This is a genomic window from Embleya sp. NPDC055664 (assembly GCF_053618075.1).
The window spans coordinates 212,329-230,354 of sequence record NZ_JBSHGZ010000013.1; the positions used below are offsets into that span (position 1 = coordinate 212,329).

The following is an 18,026-nucleotide window of genomic DNA, read 5'->3' on the forward strand; positions in this document are numbered from 1 at the left end:
CGACGCTTCTCCTATGTGGTCATCGGGCGCAGCTGCGGGCGGCTGGAGGCGGTCGATGCGCCGAGGCTCTCCGCCAGCTTGGCGACGGTGGGATTGCGGAATACCGTCGTGACTTTCACGTCCACGTCGAGTTCGTTGCGGATGCGACCGGTCAGCCGGGTGGCCAGCAGCGAGTGCCCGCCGTGCTCGAAGAAGTCGACGTCGATGCCGATCTCCTCCACACCGAGCAGTTCGGCGAACAACCGGCAGAGCACTTCCTCCCTCGGGTTGCGCGGCCCGCGTCCGACGGCGACCTCGGTCTGCTCGGGCGCGGGCAGGGCCTTGCGGTCGAGCTTTCCGCTCGCGTTCGTGGGGAACTCGGCGAGTGGGACGATGGCCGAGGGCACCATGTACTCCGGCAGCCGTTCCCGGGCCAGGTCGGTCAGCGCGGCGAGGTCGAGGTCGGCCGCCTGCGCGGTGCCCGGGTCCTTGCCCGGGACGACGTAGGCGACCAGCCGCTGGTCGCCGGCGCGCTCTTCGCGCACCACGACCACCGCGTGGTCGACGTCGGGGTGTGCGGTCAGCGCCGCCTCGATCTCGCCGAGTTCGATCCGGAAGCCGCGGACCTTGACCTGGAAGTCGGTGCGGCCGAGGTATTCGACCTGGCTGTCCTCGTTCCAGCGGACCAGGTCGCCGGTGCGGTACATCCGGCTTCCCGGGGCGCCGTACGGGCAGGCGACGAACCGGTGCGCGGTCAGGTCGGTGCGGCCGAGGTAGCCCCGGGCGAGGCCGGCGCCGGCCAGGTACAGCTCCCCCGCGACGCCGGGCGCGACCGGGCGCAGCGCCGCGTCCAGCACGTACACCTGCGTGTTCCACACCGGCGCGCCGATCGGGACCCGCTCCGCGCCGGGTACGTGTTGCCAGGCGGTGACCTCGACGGCCGCCTCGGTGGGCCCGTAGAGGTTGTGCACCCCGCAGTCGGGCAGCAGGTCGACCGTCTTGTTCGCGAGCGTGGCCGGGAACGCCTCGCCGGCGACCTCGATCCAGCGCAGGCTCGTGCACGCCGCGGCCGAGGGTTCGGCGACGAACGCCTCCAGGAGGGAGGGCACGAAGTCGGCGCCGGTCACCTTCTCGCGCCGGATCAGCTCGGCCAGGTAGGCCGGGTCCCGGCGCCCGTCGGGCCGGGCGATCACCACGGCGGCGCCGACCTGGAGGGGGGCGAACAGTTCGGGTACCGACACGTCGAAGCTCGCCGAGGTACTGAGCAGCACCCGGTCCCGTTCGTCGACGTCGAAGTGCGCCAGGCCCCACTTCAGCCGGTTCATGATCGACCGGTGCGACACCTGTACGCCCTTGGGGCCGCCGGTGGATCCGGAGGTGTAGATGACGTAGGCGGCGTTGTCGGGCGACAGCGTGCGCTCGGGGTCGACCACCGGGTATCCGGAGACGTCCGGGAGCGTCCCGTCGAGCACCAGGAGCGGCTTCGCGCTGTCCAGTACGTGGCGCACCCGGTCCTCGGGCAGGTCGGTGTCCACGGGGAGGTAGGCCGCACCGGCCTTGACCACGGCGTAGATCGCCACCATCAGGTCCACCGACCGGGGGATCCGCACCGCGACGGTGCGCTCGGGGCCCGCGCCCTGGACGATCAGCCAGTGCGCCAGTCGATTGGCGCGCCGGTTGAACTCGCCGTAGGTCAGCGTCTCCCGGTCGCCGATCAGCGCGATCCGGTCGGGCTCCCGCGCCACCTGGGCCTCGAACGCGCCCGGCAGGGTGTCGGGGGCCACCGGGTGCGCCGTGTCGTTGACCCGGCGCACCAGCCGGTCCCGCTCGTCCGCCGCCAGCACGTCGACGGCGCCGATCGGCACGGTCGGGTCGGCCAGCACCTGCTCCAGCACCCGCACGAGCCGGGCGGCGACCTCCTCGGCCGCGGCGCGGTCGTAGAGGTGGTTCTGGTAGTCGAGGGACAGGCGCAGGTAGGGGTCGGAGGCGTTGAGCGTGAGCGGGTAGTGCGAGCCCGCGAACGGCCGGATGGCGTCGATGGAGAAGCCCGCGGAGGTGTTCGCCTCGATCATGCCCTCGCGGTCGATCGGGTAGGACTGGAAGACCACGATGGTGTCGAACAGGGCGGGCAGTCCGACCCCGCGCTGGATGTCGGCCAGCCCGTAGTGGTTGTGGTCGAGCAGCGCGGTCTGCCGCCGCTGCAACTCGGTGACCACGTCGGCGACACGCTGGTCGGGTGGGCACGGGACCCGGATCGGCAGGGTGTTGATGAACAGGCCGACCATCTCGTCGGAGCCGAGCAGGTCCGCCGGGCGACCGTTGACGGCGGCGCCGAAGACCACATCCTGCTGTCCGGTGAGCTTCGCGAGCAGGATCGCCCACGCGGCCTGGAGGAGCGTGTTCAGCGTGACCCCGAGTTCGGCGGCGCGGCGGGCCAGTTCGCGGCCCTTGTCGATCGACAGCGGTACCTCGATCCGGCCCAGGGCCGACGCCGTCTCGCGCAACGCGGTGCTCGGGGCCACCAGGGTCGGCCGGTCGAATCCGGCCAGCTCCGCGGCCCACGCGGCGGCCGACGCCTCCCGGTCCTGCGCCGCCAGCCAGGCCAGGTAATCGCCGTAGCCGCGGACCGGCGTCATCTCGTGGGTGCCGGAGTAGAGCCGGATCAGGTCCGTGATCACCGACGGCGACGACCAGCCGTCGAACAGCGCGTGGTGCGCGGTGATCACCAGCTTGGCCCGCTTCGGCCCGCAGGTGAGCAGGGCCAGGCGCAGCAGCGGCGGCCGGACGGGATCGAGTTGGTCGACCCGGTCCGCGGCGAGGAACCGGTCCAGCTCGGCGTCCTGTTCGACCTCGTCGCGGTCGGTCAGGTCGATGTGCCGCCAGGGGATGTCGACGTGTTCCGGCACGACCTGGATCGGCTCGCCGCCGGCTCCGGTCAGGAACGCGGAGCGCAGGTTCGGGTAGCGGGAGAGCAGTGCCTGCCCGGCCGCCCGGGTGCGCTCCGGGTCCACGTGTCCGGACAGGTGCAGCACGAACTGCATGTGGTAGACGTCGAAGGAGCCGTCGGCAAGCGCCGCCTGGAACAGGATGCCGGACTGCGACGGGGGCATCGGCCACACCTCGGCCAGCCGGCCGTAGCGCTCCTCCCAGGTCTCGATCTCGTCCTGTCCCACCGTGACCAGCGGGTTGTCCGACGGCGTCAGGCCGCCGATCGCCGGCTGCGCGGCGTGTGCGGCCATCCCGCGCAACATCTCCACCCACGACTCGGCCAGTTCGCCGACGCGTTCGCGGGTGAGCAGGCCGGTGGGGAACATGAGGGCGGCCTGCAGTCGGGTGCCGTCGGGAGTGTCGGTGGCGACCGCGCTGACCTCCAGGGCGGACAGCGCGGGCAGGTCCGGGTCGGGTGTCGGGACCAGTTCGGCGGACCAGGACGACGCCGGTCCCCACCCCTGCGAGCGCAGGTGTTCGGGCACGTCGGCGTCGGAGATCCGGCCGAGGTAGTTGAACCCGATCTGCGGCACCGGGAGTTCGGCCAGTTGTTCGGCGGTCTCCGGGTTGAGGTGACGCAGCAGGGCGAATCCCACGCCCTTGTCGGGGATGGCGCGCAGTTGCTCCTTGACCAGCTTGATCGCCCGCGCGACGGCGGGACCGCCGGCCGACACCTCGGCCGGGTCCACGCCCCGCACGTCGACCCGGGCCGGATACATGCTGGTGAACCAGCCGACGGTGCGCGACAGGTCGGCGCCGGGGACGACGTCCTCCTCGCGGCCGTGTCCCTCCAACCGGACCAGGGTGGAGTGCTCCGTGCCCTGCCACCGGTTGACCGCCAGGGCGAGCGCGGCGAGCAGTACATCGGTCCCGGTGCCCTTGAAGGCCGCGGGGAGCGTGGTCAGCACCGCCTCGGTGACGTCGGCGGGCACCTGCACCCGCACGCTGTCGAGCGTGGCCATCACATCCACCGCGGGGTCGAACGCGCGGGTGCCCAGCGGGGGGTTCGGCGCCTCCAACATGTCGCGCCAGAACTCCAGCTCGGCTTCCCGCTTCGGGCTCAGTGCCTCGTCCGCCAGGGCCGACGCCCAGCGGCGGGCCGAGGTGCCGACGGCGGGTAGTTCGGGCGTGCGGCCGGAGCGGACCTGCTGCCACGCCTCGGCGAGGTCGGCCATCAGGATCCGCCAGGACACGCCGTCCACCACGAGGTGGTGCAGCACCACGAGCAGTCGGCCGGCGCCCGACTCGGCGGCGAACCAGACGAAGTCCGCCATGGTCCCGGCTTCCGGGTCCAGGCGTGCGGTCGCCTCGTCCAGTTCCGTCCGCGCCAGGTCGAGCAGCTTCGGCTCGTCCCACCGGCCGTCGCACGGGACCCGGCGGATCAGCTCCGCCGCCCGCACCGCGCCCTGCGGGCGGACCACGAGGGAGGATTCGTCGTGCTCGCGCACCAGTTGCGCGCGCAGCAGGTCGTGCCGGTCGAGTACCGCGTCCAGCGTCGCCGCCAGGCCGCTCTCGTCGATGCCGGCGGGCAGTTCCAGGGCGATCGACATGGCGAACCGGTCGATGCCGCCGCCGTGTTCGAACACCTGCCGGGCCACCGGCTGCAACGGCATCGGGCCGACGCCGCCGCCCTCGTGCTCCGCGAGCGCCGGGATCGTGTCCCGTCGTGCGGTGGCCACCTCGGCGAGTCGGGCCGCCGTACGGCACTCGAAGATCTCCCGCGTGGTCAGCTCCAGGCCCCGGGCCCGGGTCCGGGCCACCACCTGGATCGAGCGCAGGCTGTCCCCGCCGACGGCGAAGAAGTCGTCGTCGACGCCGACCCGCTCCACGCCGAGCACGTCCGCGTATGCCGCGGCGACGATCGCCTCGGCCTCGGTGCGCGGTTCCCGGTAGGTCTCGCCGACGAACTCCGGTTCGGGCAGCGCCGAGCGGTCCAGTTTGCCGGTCGGTCCCAGCGGCATCCGGCCGAGCACCACGAAGGCCGACGGCACCATGTAGTCGGGCAGCCGGGCCGCGACGAACCTGCGCAGTTCGGCGGCCGAGGCACCGGACTGTACGTCCACGTCGCCGATCCCGCCGGCGCCGTCGTCGCCGACACGTTCGCCTTCGGTGTGCACGACGTAGGCGACCAGTCGCCGGCCGCCGCCGGGCACCTCGCGGGCGACCACCACCGCCTCGCCGATCCCGGGGTGCGCCGCACAGGCCGCCTCGACCTCGGCGGTCTCGATCCGAAAGCCGCGCACCTTCACCTGGCCGTCGCCGCGCCCCAGGCATTCCAGCTGCCCGTGCGCGTTCCACCGGGCCAGGTCGCCGGTGCGGTACATCCGCTCGCCGGCCGGACCGAACGGGTTGGCCACGAACCGCTCGGCGGTCAGGCCCGCACGGCCGTGGTAGCCGCGCCCGAGGCAGGTGCCCACCACGTACAACTCGCCGACCGCGCCCTGTGGCACCGGGGCCAGTCCCGGGCCGAGCACGTAGGCGCGCATGTTGCCCAGCGGGGTGCCGATCGGCGCGACCTCGCCGTCCGTCCACTCCTCGGATCCGTCGAGGGAGAACGTGGTGGCGTAGAAACTCTCGCTCTGCCCATAGGAGTTGACGACCTGCACGCCGGGCAGCGCCTCGCGCACCTGCCGCACCAGTCGGGCCGGGAGGATGTCGCCCGCGAAGACGACCGTGCGCACGTCGGTGGTCTTCTCCAGGTGGCCGACCAATTCGCCGAGCACCGAGGGAACCGCGCTGATCACGTGGCCGGACCAGCCGGGCCGTTCGGCCAGGGCCAGCGCGTTGGGCACCACCTCGGCCGTGCCGCCGGTGGACAGGGTGGTCAGCAGTTCGAAGACCGAGACGTCGAAGTTCACCGAGGTGCCGGCCAACATCCGCCATCCGGGCGGCGCCTCCAGCACGCGGACCAGCTCCCGCACGCCGTTGACCACGTTGCGGTGGGTGATCGCGGCGCCCTTGGGCTTGCCGGTGGAGCCGGAGGTGTACATCACGTACGCCAGGTGGTCCGGCGCCAACGGCGAGGTCCGGCGCGCGTCGTCCGGCGCCCCCACGGGCGTGTCCCACTCCGCGCGCCGGTCCAGCTCCACGGCCCGGATGTCGTTGGCCGGCATGTCCGACCACGTCCGCGTGTCGGTGACCGCGAATCGCGGACCGGCCTCGGCGAGCACCGTTTGCGCCCGTCCGCCCAGATACTGCGGATCCATCGGCACGTATCCGGCACCGGACTTGAGGATCCCCAGCAGGCCGACCACCAGGTCCTCGGTGCGCGGCAGGGCCAGCACCACCAGGTCCTCGGGCCCGGCGCCGCGCCGGATCAGCTCCCACGCGACGGCGTTGGCCCGATCGTCCAGTTCGCGATAGGTCAGCGTGCGCTCGTCGCACACGATCGCCGGGGCGTCCGGTGTCGTCGCCACCTGGGTTTCGAACAGCTGCGGGACGGTCAGCTCGGTCGGGGCCGTGGCGGTGTCGTTGAACGTGCCGAGCAGCCGCTCCCGCTCGGCCTCGTCCAGCACGTCGATCCCGCCGATCCGGCGCTCCGCGTCGGCGGCGAGTCGGCCCAGCACGCGCACGAACCGCCCCGCGAGGGTTTCGACAGTGTCCCGGTCGAACAGGTCGGTGCGGTACTCCAGTCGGCACTGCGCCCCGCCCGAGGCGTCGGGGAGCAGGTCGAAGAACAGGTCGAACTTGGCGGTTCGGGTCTCCAGCCGCTCGGCGCGCACCTCCAGGCCGGGAATGGTCAGCGCCGGCACCGGCGGCTGCCAGGAGAGCATCACCTGGAAGAACGGGTTGTAGGCGGTGGACCGGTCCGGGTTGAGCAGTTCCACCAGCCGCTCGAACGGCATGTCCTGGTTGTCGTAGGCGGCCAGAGCCCGATCCCGCACCCGCCCCAGCAGTTCGCCGAAGGTCGGGTTGCCGGAGAGGTCGACGCGCAGCACCCAGGTGTTGACGAAAAAGCCGACCAGGTCCCGCAGTTCCTCGTCGGTGCGGCCCGCGATCGGGGCGCCGATGGGCACGTCGTCACCGCAGCCGAGGTGGTGCAGCAGCACCGCGAGCGCGGAGTGCATGACCATCGAGACCGTGGTGTCCGCCTGCGCGGCCAGCTTCTCCACGGAGCGGAGCAGGTCGGGGTCGATGGCGAATCCGACCGCGTCGCCGCGGGCGCTCATCATCCTCGGCCGCGGCCGGTCCGTGGGCAGCGCCAGCGGCTGTGCCATGTCGGCCAACCCCTCGCGCCAGTAGGCGAGTTGGCGGGCCGCCAGGCTTTCCGGGTCGGATTCGTCGCCGAGCACGTCGCGCTGCCACAGCGTGTAGTCCGCGTACTGCACCGGCAGCGCCTCCCACACCGGTGCCGCACCTGCGCGGCGTGCCGCGAAGGCCGTGGTCAGGTCGCGGAACAGCGGCCCGAACGATTCCCCGTCCACGGCAATGTGGTGCGCCACCACCACCAGCGTGTGCTCGCGCGGTCCGCACCGCACCAGCTCGGCCCGGATCGGCACGTCGGCCGCCAGGTCGAAGCACTTCGTGGCCACCGCGTCGACCGCCGCCGCCCGCCCCTCCTCGGCGACCTCGACGACCGGCAGCCGAAACGGCTCGTGGTCGGCGGGCAGCACCACCTGGTGGGGGACCCCGTCGTCGTCCTCGACGATCACCGTGCGCAGGACCTCGTGCCTGTCGACGACATCGCGAAGCGCCGACTCCAGTGCGGCCACGTCCAGTTCACCGGTCAGCCGCAGCGCGAACGCGCCGTTGTAGGTCGGCGAGGGGCCTTCGAAGCGGTCCACGAACCACAGCCGACGCTGCGCGAACGACAACGGAATCATTGTGTCTCCCAATCGGCAGAACTACACAGAGGCAATCCGCCACTCAGTTCTGATCGAGCACCGTCAAGAGGTCGGCGTTGTAGAAGTCGTCGAGGGAGCACGCACCCGAGACCGTGGAGAAGTAGCGGTCGATCAGGTCCTGGTGGCCGACGAGTTTGCGCAACATCTCCGTGCGCCCCTCGGGCTTGAGCTCGGCCACGTTGAGCACGCCCTGGTAGAGGTTGAGGAAGTTGTTGTTCAGGTCGTTCTCGTAACGCCGCAACGCCCGCTTGAGCACGGCGTCGTCGTGCAGGCCGTCACCGATGTGGTCGACGAGCGTCTGGGCCTGGATGAAGGCGTCGGTGATCCCGCGCGCGGTGATCGAATCCTTGTGGTGCACCGCGTCGCCCAGCAGGACCCACCCGGGCCCGTAGGCCTTGCGGAAGTAGTTCTCCTGGTGCCCCGTGCCGTACATCTGCTCCACGCGCTTGCCCGCTGCCATCCGCTCGAACAGCACGGGGTTGGTGGTGCGGACGGCCTCCAGGTAGGCGGGCTCCACCGCGGTGCGGACGGTGGGGAACTCGTCCTGCGGGAAGTAGGTCATGATCAGCGTGAGGTCGTCGTTGGTCGGGATCGCGGCGATCCAGCGCCCCGGCCGCTCGAACAGCTCGAAGCTCGACGGCACGTCGGCCCAGTAGCTGTAGTAGACGCAGGTCGCCCGCGGGTGCTCGACGACGTTTTGCGCGCCGACCTTGCGGGCCACCAGCGAGCGCATGCCGTCCGCGCCGATCACCAGCCGGGCCCGGTCCGTCGCCTCGGTGCCCTCGGGCGTGGTGTACCGCACCCCGACCACCCGATCGTCTTCGAAGATCAGGTCGGTGACCGCGCAGGACTCCCGGAAGTCCACACCCGACGCCACTGCTCCGCGCGCCAGGATCGGGTCGAGCACGAACCGCCTGGGCGCGTAGGTCGTCCGGTATCCGTCGACCGGTAGCGAGAAACCGTCCAGTCGCACCCCGGGCCCGTCGTAGCTCTCGTGGTTGATCGGCGGGCAACCCGCGGCGCGGAGGTCGTCGAGCAGCCCCCAGCGACCGAGCAGCGCCACTCCCGGCTGGTGGATGTAATGCGAGGACAGCGTGTCCAGGGGGAATCGTGCCTTCTCCAGGAGCAGGACTCGATATCCCTGACGCGCGAACAACATGGCCGCTGGCGAACCCGCGCAACGGGCACCGATGACAATGACGTCGTACATGGTGCCTCTCTCACTTGGTGGTTATCTGGATCCCGAAGCGGCCGCAGCCGGAAAGTCGTCGTGGCCGCCGGAACGACCGGTCGACGCTATGAGGTCGTCGCGCCCATGGATTCGATGTACGCGGAAATCGACGACACCGTCGGATTGAGGAACAATTGGTCCATCGGAACCTCGACGTCCAGTTCCTCGATGAACGCACCCTGGATACCGGCCATAATCACGGATTGGCCGCCGAGGGTGAAGAAATTGTCGTCGACGGAAATGTCGTCGCGCCGGAGTTCCCGACGCCAGATGGACAGCACTCTTTCGGCAATCATCACAGGTCCTCTCGGTTGTCATCAAGGTCCGTCGACTATGCCGGGGTGACGCTGTCGGCGAAGTTCCTCCGGAACTCCTCGACCAGCGCCGGGCGATCCACCTTCCCGTGCGGACTCAGTGGAATCCGCGCGGTGTTGACGAACCGGGCCGGAACCATGTTTCGCGGCAACGTCGCCAGAAGACCGGCGCGCACGTCCTCCTCGGCGAGGTCGTCACCGATCGGGACGAGGAACGCGATCAGCTCGACGTCGCCCGAGTCGGTGTGCGCAACCGCCACGGCGGCCTGCCGGACGCCGGGCAACCGGCCGAGCGCACGCTCGATGTCGGTGGGGTCGATGCGCATCCCGCGCACCTTGACCTGCGCGTCCATCCGGCCGGCGATGACCAGATCGCCGTTCGAGTCGACGTGGCCGCGGTCGCCCGTGCGGTACACCCGGTGCGGTTCGCCGTCCACCTCGATCGTGGTGAACCGTTCGGATTCGGGTCCGGTGCCGTTGAGGTAGCCCGCACCGACACTGGTGCCGGCGATCAGGATCTCGCCGTATTCGCCCGCCGCGACGCCCCGCATGTGCTCGTCGACGATGTGCAGGTCGGTGTTGTACGCCGGTCTGCCGACGGGGGCGATGTCGTGTTCACCCGGCCGGTAGTCGGCCAGGTCGTAGGACGAGGCGACGTCGGTGCACTCGGCGACCCCGTACTGGTGCAGGAGGGTGCAGGTATTGCCCTCGCGTCGCATCCAGTGCGCGAGCCGCTCCACGTGCAGCGGCTCGCCGCCGAAGATCACGTAGTCCAGCCGGGTCAGCGCGTCGCCCTTGCGCGCCGTCTCCCAGTCCACCAGCAGATACAGCGTGCTGGAGGCGCAGTGCACGACCCGGATCCCGTGTCGGTTCAGCAGCCGATAGGCCATGGCGGCGTCGAAGTTACGGCTCGCCAACAGGTGTTGGGTGGCGCCGCAGAACAGCGGCATCATCAGGCTGCGTTGCGACAGGTCGAACCCGAACGCGCTGACCACGAGGTTGTCCGACCCGGAGTTCAGGCCGAATTCGAGCATCAGCCAGTTCAACAGGTTGAACCAGCCCTCGTGCCGCACCGCGGTCAGCTTCGGCGTACCGGTGGACCCGGACGTGAAGACGGCGTAGCACACGTCGTCCCCGGTGACCGCGACGTCGGGGGCGGTGCCGGCGAGCCCGGCGAGGTAGTCGGCCAGCTCATCGAAGACGACCACCTCGGCGGGCGCCGACTCGACCTGGGCGAACGTCGCCGGGGAGGCCACGATCATGGCGAGATCGGGGACCTGGCCCAGCAGCAGTCGCAGTCGCGCCTCCGGGTAGGCCGGGTCGAGCGGGACGTAGGCCGCGCCCGCCTTCAGCGTGCCGAGGAGGGCGACGAGCAGGTCGATCGAGTAGTCGAGGCACAGACCGACCTTCGCGCCCCGGCCGTGTCCGCGCGCGAGCAGCAGGCGGGCGAACCGGTTGGCGTGCGCGTCCAGTTCGGCGTACGTCACCTCTCGGTCGGCCCAGCGCACGGCGACGGCGTCGGGGGCGGTTCGCGCGTGCGCCTCGAATTGCCGGTGCACGACGGGATTCGGTGGCAGGGCGACCCGCTTTCCCCGCAGGATCACCGGTCCGCCGCCATGGCCTCCCGCAGGCTCTTCGGGCGCAGGTCGGTCCAGTTCCGCTCGACGTATTCCAGGCATTCGGCCCGGCTCGCCTCGCCGAAGACCACCCGCCAGCCCTCCGGCACGTCGGCGAACACCGGCCACAGGGAGTGCTGTTCCTCGGCGTTGACCAGGACCTGGAAACGGCCGTCCTCGTCGTCGAAGGGGTTCGTGCTCACGGGCACCGTCCTTAATCGTCACGTCACAACTGGGAATCGAAGAATGCCGCGACCGAGTCACCCCAGGCGATCACGGGGCGACGCGGTGGGCAATTCGGCCGAGGCGCACACCATTTCACAACCCTCGCCCATCGCCGGGCGACTCGATATCGCTCGTCGCGGAGCCGGGACATGGGTTCGTCGTTCGGCGACGTCCCGTCGACGGGACACCCGGCATCCACCGGCCGCACCGCGGTTCCGAGGCCACACCGTAGGACCCGACCGCCCACGTCACAATGGCGACGGGCGCGCCGAACATTGGCTGCGGGAGCGCCGACCTCCCGGGCGTGCGTCGGACCTGTACCCCGCCGAGTTCTGTGCCACCATGACCGGGCATCGGCCCGTCGACGGGTCTGCTCGAATTCGGGTTCTGCCAATCTCCTCCCCGGAGGCGATCGAGAGCGCGCAGTCGATTACGGGTCTGCGCGGTCGGCCCGCCGAGGCCCGATCCCCCGGGTGGGGAAGTGCCGGAAAAGCCGCACCCCGACCGCCGACGTACGGTTCGCCGTCACCCGGAGGTCCTCGGGATGTTGCGCGCGATACCGCGATACGACGACAGAAAGCTCATCGACGAACCTACGGCTGGTGATCCATGGTCTTGAAGTCGGAATCCGAGTACGAGTACGCGACCGAATTGCACGACGACACACGGCGGTCGTTGTTGCGCCACATGCTCGTGGCGAGAGGCCTCGACGAGGAGGCGCATCGGCTCCAGAAGCAGGGCGGGCTCATCCTGTGGGCTTCGGGGCAGGGGCACGAGGCCGCGCAGGTGGGCTCCGCGCTCGCCGTGGGCCCGGAGGCGACGGTCTTTCCCACCTACCGCGAGCACGCCATCGCGCTGCTTCGGGGCGTGGCGCCGGACGAGTTGCTGGCGCAGTGGGCCGGCCGCACGTTCTGCGGCTGGGATCCGTATCGGTTGCGGTTCTTCCCCTACACGCTGGTCCTGGCCGCTCAGACCCTGCACGGGGTCGGCTATTCGATCGGGCAACGCCTGCAGGGGCGCGAGGACTTCGTCGTCGTGTACGTGGGCGACGGGGCCACCAGCGAGGGCGACATGTCGGAGGCGCTGAACCTGGCCGCCGTGGAGTCGGCGTCCGTGTTGTTCGTGTGCCAGAACAACGGCTGGGCCATCTCGAAGCCGGCCGAGGAGCAGATGCGCACCTCGGTGGCCGAGCGGGCCCGGGGTTTCGGGATCGAGTCGGTCCGGATCTCGGGTCGGGATCCGGAAACCGTGTTCTCGGCCTGCTCGCGGGCCGCCGCCCACATTCGTGGCGAACGCGCGCCCTATCTGGTCGAGATCCAGGTCGGCCGCATCCGCGGCCACACGACCACCGACTCGCAGGAGGTCTACCGCACCCGCGACGACATCGCGCGCAGCGTGGCCGCGGATCCGGTGACCTCGTACGCGGCCCGGCTGAGCGGCCTGGGCGTGGTGGACGCCGCGTGGCTCGAGGGTGTCGAGACCGAGGTACGGGAGATGCGCGAACGGTTGATGAAGGAGTACGCGTGACGAGCACCGTCGAGACGAGCACCGTGCGGACCCCCACCTTCGCGGAGTCGATCAACGCGACCCTCGCCGACCTGCTCGAACACGAGCCGGGCCTGCTGCTTCTCGGCGAGGACATCGGCCGCCTCGGCGGCGTGTTCCGGGTGACCCGGGGTCTGCGCGAGCGCTTCGGCGCGGAGCGGGTACGCGACTCGCTGCTGGCCGAGTCCACCATCGTGGGCCAGGCCGTCGGCATGACGATGAGCGGTCTCGTGCCGATCTGCGAGATCCAGTTCGACGGGTTCACCTATCCCGCGGTCAACCAGCTGGTGACCCAGGCGTCGCGGATCGGCTACCGGTGGAACGGGCAGGTGAGTCCGAGTCTGGTGGTGCGTATCCCGACCGGCGGGGGCTTCCGGGGCGTCGAGCACCACAGCGAGTCCAACGAGGCGCTGTTCGCCCGCTACCCGGGTATCTCGGTGGCGTGCCCGTCCACCGGCGAGGACGCCGACCAGGTGTTGCGCCACGCGGTGACGCTCGGCTCGCCCGTGGTGGTGTACGAGCCGATCCGGCTGTACTGGCGGCGGGACACACCCGTGCGCGACCCCGAGCCGGCGCGGTCGCCGACCGCGGCCCGGATCGTCCGGCGCGGCACGGACCTGACGATCGCCACGTTCGGCGCGATCACCCACGAGGTGCTGGAGGCGGCGCACGACCTCGCCCCCGATGTCGACGTCGAGGTGGTGGACCTGCGCTGGGTCGCCCCGCTCGACATGGACACGGTGCTGGAGTCGGTCACCCGTACCGGCCGGTTGCTGATCGTGCACGAAGGGTCGAAGGACGTCGGCATCGGCGCCGAGATCGCCGCAGAGGTGGCCGAGCGCGGCTTCGACACGCTCCGGGGCCCGATCCGCCGGCTGGCCCCCGAACGCCGCATCTATCCCCCGGCGAACTTCGAGAGCGAATACCTGATCGGTGTGCAGGAGATCAAGGACGAGGTGCTGGTGATGACGAAGTGAGCGACTCCTCCGAGGACATGCCGGTTCCCGGCTTCGGCCACGGTCTCGGCGAGGCCCTGTTGATCGAGTGGGTCGCCGGTGTCGGCGACCGGGTCGAGCGCGGCGACGTGATCGCGGTCGTGGAGACCGACAAGGCCAGTACCGAGATCGAGGCGGAACGCGGCGGACGGATCACGGCCCACGCCGCGACGGTGGGCACGATCCTCAAGTCCGGCGAGGTGCTGTACCGGTTGGCGGCCGAGTAGTTCCCTCCGGGGACGGAGAACGGAGAAGGACATGAGCGACATCGAGAGCCGGATCGCGGACACCATGCTGGCCAAACTGCGCGAGCGCGACCCGGGGTTGGGTCCCGACGACCTCGCCCGCCCGGTCGCCGACCTCGACCTCGACTCCCTCGACCTGGTCGAGCTGCACCAGCAGTTGGAGAGCGAGCTCCAGGTCAAGGGCGATCTGAAGGAGACCGCGGGCTTCGCCTTCCTGGACGATTTCACCACCTATTTCGTGAAGTTGGCGAACCGGGGATGAGCGCGGGCATCGTCGACATCGCCACCGCCAAGCCGGGCCGAACGATCGACAACGACCACTTCACGTCGATCGGCCTCACCGACGAGTGGATCCGGCGCCGCAGCGGCATCGCGTCCCGCTCCTGGCTGCCGGACGAGACCTCGTTGGCGGAGGTGGCGGCGGAGGCCTGCGCACCGATCGTGACCGCGATGGCGGACTCCTCCGAGATCGGCGCCCTGATCGTGGTCAGCACCTCGTCGCCGCAGCGCGTGCCCGGGATCGCGCAGAAGGTCGCGCAACTCGTCGGACTGGGGTCCTCGGTGCTGACGTTCGACATGAACGCGGCCTGTTGCGGCTTCGTCTACGGTCTGGTCACCGGGCTCTCGTTGTGCGACGCGGGATCGGCGCGGTCGGTCCTGCTGTGCTCGGTGGAGGCCATGTCCCGGATGGTGGACCGGACCGACCGGCAGACGGCGTGCATCTTCGCCGACGGCGCCGCGGCCGTACTGCTCGCGGACCGCCCGGAGTTCGAGGGATTTCGCCAGGTGGCCGGCTGCGACGGCGCCCAGGAGGCGCTGATGCGCGAACTCGACGGCGGCGGCATCCACCTGGACGGGATGCAGGTGTACGACCGCGCCGTGCGCCGGATGACGGAGTCGGCGCAGTACCTGTTCGACCACGGCCCCGCGCCGACCGTCGTGGTCGGCCACCAGGCGAACGGCCGCATCCTGGAGCAGGTCCGCAACTTCACCACCCATCTCGGCGTGCCGTTCGTGAATCGGATCGAGCACTCCGGGAACACGTCGTCCGCGACGATCCCGCTGGCCTTCGCCGAGGAACTGACGGCCGGATCCCTGCCCCCCGCGGGCCGACTCGGAGCGGTGGCCTACGGCGCGGGCGAGGCATGGGGTGGGGTGTCGGTGGGCTACCGGGTGGGCCTCTAAGAGCTTCGGGACTTCGTGAACACAGTCGATCACAGGAGGTTGTCATCTACTCGCCAGATGCCTGGGTCCTGCGCTCCGGTGCGATGACCGGTGCGCACGACGGCAGTCCCGGGAGCGCGTTGCAACGCGATCGGTTCGCCTTCGGCCCGCTGGAGGAGGGTGAGGCGCTGGTGGAGCCGATCCTGTGCTCCTGGGAGGCCAACATGGACCACGCGCTGACCCGTTCACCGATCGACGTGTGCAGCAGTCGTGGCGAGGACGCGGTGGTCCTGGGCAACCTGGGCGTGGTGCGCGTGCTCGACGTGAACGCCGCCGGCCGGGACGTGCGGGTCCGCGAAGGGGACCTGTGCCTGCTCATGCCGTTCGGCAAGCTCGACCGCTTCGGCTACGCCGAACTGGCCTACGCCTACGACTGCCCCCACACCATCGGCCTGCTGGCCAAGCGCACGAAGATGGACGCCCGGCTGCTGCTGCCCATCCCGGACGGCACGGCCTACTCGCTGCCGCAATGGACCACGTACGGGCGGTACTTCACCGCGTGGGACAACTGGCAGAAGGCGTACGGGTGTTGGCGCACCCAGGTGATCGACGACGACCCCGCGAACCATCTGGTCTTCGGCTGGGGCGGCGGCGTGGCATTCGCCGAACTGATGCTGGCCAAGCGGGCCGGGTTCCGGGTGGCGATGACGGCGGGCTCGGACGATCGGATCGCCTTCCTGCGCGAGAACGGCATCACCCCGGTGGATCGCCGCCGGTTCCCCGCCCTCTCGCTGCCCACCCGCGCGGAACGCACGGACCGCGAGCGGCATCAGCGACGGCGCACGTCGGTCCGGGAGTTCCTGGAGCTGGTCAACGAACTCAGCGACGGCCATGGGGTCGCGATCTTCGTGGACAACATCGGCGAACCCCTGTACGACATCACCCTGACCGCGCTGGCCCGCGAGGGGGTCGTCACCACGTGCGGCTGGAAGGCGGGGATGCGCCTGTCGCACCTGCGTGGCGCGGAGAGCATCGGCCGGCACCTCCTCATCAACACGCACGTCTGGCGCCTGCCGGACTCGCCGGGCATCCGTGACTTCCAGGAGGCCGAGGGCTGGATCGCGCCGAAGGGGTCCGACGTGATCTACGACTTCGACCGGGTCCCGGAGTTGGCCGACGACTACGCGAACGCCCGGATCGGGTCGTACTTCCCGATGTACCGCGTGAACCCGCTCTGACCGGTTGGAGACGCAGTGATATCAGGGGGAACCGACGTGGCACACACCGGCATGGACGCGGACGTGGTGATCGCGGGCGCCGGGCCGACGGGCTTGATGCTCGCCTGCGAACTGCGGCTGGCGGGCGTCGACGTGGCGGTGGTCGAGCGGCGCGCGGACCGCACGGGCGAGGCGCGCGCCGGCGGGATGCACTCCCGCACCCTGGAGGTGCTGGACCAGCGCGGAGTGCTGGACCGGTTCCTGGCGCTCGGCGAACTCCAGTCGGTGGGCCACTTCTCCGGCATCTGGCTGGACTTCGACGAGTCCGAGTCCCGGCACCCCCTCCCGCTGATGATCACGCAGTCCACCATCGAGCGGCTGCTGGAGGAGTGGGCGGCGGAACTCGGCGTGCGGGTACGGCGATCGGCCGAGGTGACCGGGCTGCGTCAGGACGAGTCCGGGGTGACCGTCGAGCTGGGTGGCGACGAACCGGCAACGCTGCGCGCCCGCTGGCTGGTGGGCTGCGACGGCGGGCGCAGCACGGTGCGCAAGCTGGCCGGCATCGACTTCCCCGGCACGCCGGCCACCATGACCGCGCTGATCGGCGACGTCGAACTCCCCGATCTGGACGAGGAGTACATCTGGGCACGGCGTCGCCCGGACGGCGAGTTCTCGGTGATCGGCTTCGAGCCGGGCTGGTACCGGGTGATCACGTCCGCGTACGACCGGGTCGCGGATCGCGACGAACCGGCGACGTTCGAGCAGCTCCGGGACTCGCTGATCAGGCTCGCGGGCACCGACTACGGCATGCGCAACCCCCGGTGGATCTCCCGGTTCGGCGACGCCGCGCGGCAGGCGGCCCGCTACCGGGTCGGCCGGGTGCTGCTCGCGGGAGACGCGGCGCACATCCACTTCCCCGCCGGTGGGCAGGGACTGAACGTGGGCGTACAGGACGCGGTCAACCTCGGCTGGAAACTCGCCTCGGTGGTGCTCGGCCGGGCGCCGGAGCAGCTGTTGGACACCTACCACGACGAACGCCACCCGGTCGCGGAACGGGTGCTGCACAACACCCGGGCGCAGTCGGCCCTGACCCGCCCGGGGCCGCAAACGGACGCGCTGCGCGACGTGTTCGGGTCGCTCATCGTGTTCGATGACGTCAACCGGCATCTGTGCGCCATGCTCACGGCGCTGGACATCCGGTACCCGATCGACGGGGACCACGCGCTGGTGGGCCGGCGGGTCCCCGACGCCGATCTCAAGACGTCCGAGGGCCTCGGCCGGATCCACGAGTTGTTGCACGCCGCCCGCCCGGTCCTGCTCGATCTGCGGGGCAACGCGGAGTTGGCGGAGATGGTTCGGGACTGGTCGGATCGGGTCGACCTGGTCGAGGCCCGGAGCGGGGACGAGTACTGGCCCGTCCCGCCCGGCAGCGAGGTCGCCGCCCCGGCCGCGCTGCTGATCCGCCCCGACGGCCACGTCGCCTGGGGGGCCGACCCGGACGCCGACCCGGACACCCGGGCCCTGCGCCAGGCCCTCACCACCTGGTTCGGCCCGCCGCGCCAACCCTGACGCCCACCGCCGAGGCGGGGCCCGGGGCAAAGCCCCCCCCGGCCCCCCCCGCGGGCCGGGGAGGCACCCCCCGACCCCGGGGGGTGGGGGAGAG

General features: G+C 70.8%; 12 protein-coding genes. 7 read left to right on the forward strand and 5 right to left on the reverse strand.

Annotation, left to right across the window (positions count from 1 at the left end):
- Positions 1–11 precede the first annotated feature (11 nt).
- From ACWGR4_RS22795 to ACWGR4_RS22815, 5 genes are all read right to left on the reverse strand, one after another.
- Positions 12–7,790 carry an amino acid adenylation domain-containing protein gene (locus ACWGR4_RS22795; RefSeq protein ID WP_452130706.1) on the reverse strand — a complete coding sequence of 2,593 codons (7,779 nt, stop codon included), beginning with the start codon at positions 7,788–7,790 and terminating at the stop codon, positions 12–14.
- A gap of 43 nt (positions 7,791–7,833) precedes the next feature.
- Complete coding sequence (locus ACWGR4_RS22800) at positions 7,834–9,021, reverse strand: NAD(P)/FAD-dependent oxidoreductase (protein ID WP_379997772.1); 1,188 nt, start codon at positions 9,019–9,021, stop codon at positions 7,834–7,836.
- An 86-nt stretch (positions 9,022–9,107) separates the two neighbouring features.
- Positions 9,108–9,338, reverse strand: coding sequence for an acyl carrier protein (locus tag ACWGR4_RS22805; protein ID WP_379997774.1), 231 nt, complete (start codon positions 9,336–9,338; stop codon positions 9,108–9,110).
- A 35-nt stretch (positions 9,339–9,373) separates the two neighbouring features.
- Positions 9,374–10,915 carry an amino acid adenylation domain-containing protein gene (locus tag ACWGR4_RS22810; protein WP_452130707.1) on the reverse strand — a complete coding sequence of 514 codons (1,542 nt, stop codon included), beginning with the start codon at positions 10,913–10,915 and terminating at the stop codon, positions 9,374–9,376.
- Positions 10,916–10,956: 41 nt separating this feature from the next.
- The gene (locus ACWGR4_RS22815; RefSeq protein ID WP_379997778.1) at positions 10,957–11,175 is read right to left on the reverse strand and encodes an MbtH family protein; all 219 of its coding nucleotides are present in this window, start codon (positions 11,173–11,175) and stop codon (positions 10,957–10,959) included.
- A 631-nt stretch (positions 11,176–11,806) separates the two neighbouring features.
- Here ACWGR4_RS22815 and ACWGR4_RS22820 point away from each other — a divergent pair.
- The 7 genes from ACWGR4_RS22820 (at position 11,807) to ACWGR4_RS22850 (ending at position 17,932) form a co-directional block, all read left to right on the forward strand.
- A complete protein-coding gene (locus ACWGR4_RS22820; protein WP_452130708.1) occupies positions 11,807–12,724 on the forward strand; it encodes a thiamine pyrophosphate-dependent dehydrogenase E1 component subunit alpha in 918 nt (305 codons plus the stop codon).
- Positions 12,721–13,719 carry an alpha-ketoacid dehydrogenase subunit beta gene (locus ACWGR4_RS22825; RefSeq protein ID WP_379997782.1) on the forward strand — a complete coding sequence of 333 codons (999 nt, stop codon included), beginning with the start codon at positions 12,721–12,723 and terminating at the stop codon, positions 13,717–13,719. The genes ACWGR4_RS22820 and ACWGR4_RS22825 overlap by 4 nt, the downstream gene beginning before the upstream one ends.
- Positions 13,716–13,964, forward strand: a complete 249-nt coding sequence (locus tag ACWGR4_RS22830) for a biotin/lipoyl-containing protein (protein ID WP_379997784.1) — start codon at positions 13,716–13,718, stop codon at positions 13,962–13,964. The genes ACWGR4_RS22825 and ACWGR4_RS22830 overlap by 4 nt, the downstream gene beginning before the upstream one ends.
- 31 nt (positions 13,965–13,995) lie before the next feature.
- Complete coding sequence (locus ACWGR4_RS22835) at positions 13,996–14,244, forward strand: hypothetical protein (RefSeq protein ID WP_379997786.1); 249 nt, start codon at positions 13,996–13,998, stop codon at positions 14,242–14,244.
- Positions 14,241–15,167, forward strand: a complete 927-nt coding sequence (locus tag ACWGR4_RS22840; protein WP_452130709.1) for a ketoacyl-ACP synthase III — start codon at positions 14,241–14,243, stop codon at positions 15,165–15,167. Before ACWGR4_RS22835 ends, ACWGR4_RS22840 begins: the two co-directional genes overlap by 4 nt.
- Positions 15,168–15,250: 83 nt before the next feature.
- Positions 15,251–16,384: an MDR/zinc-dependent alcohol dehydrogenase-like family protein gene (locus ACWGR4_RS22845; protein WP_078978313.1), complete on the forward strand. Its 1,134-nt coding sequence runs from the start codon at positions 15,251–15,253 to the stop codon at positions 16,382–16,384.
- Between the two features lie 36 nt (positions 16,385–16,420).
- Positions 16,421–17,932 carry an FAD-dependent monooxygenase gene (locus tag ACWGR4_RS22850; protein ID WP_452134233.1) on the forward strand — a complete coding sequence of 504 codons (1,512 nt, stop codon included), beginning with the start codon at positions 16,421–16,423 and terminating at the stop codon, positions 17,930–17,932.
- The last annotated feature ends 94 nt before the right edge of the window (positions 17,933–18,026 follow it).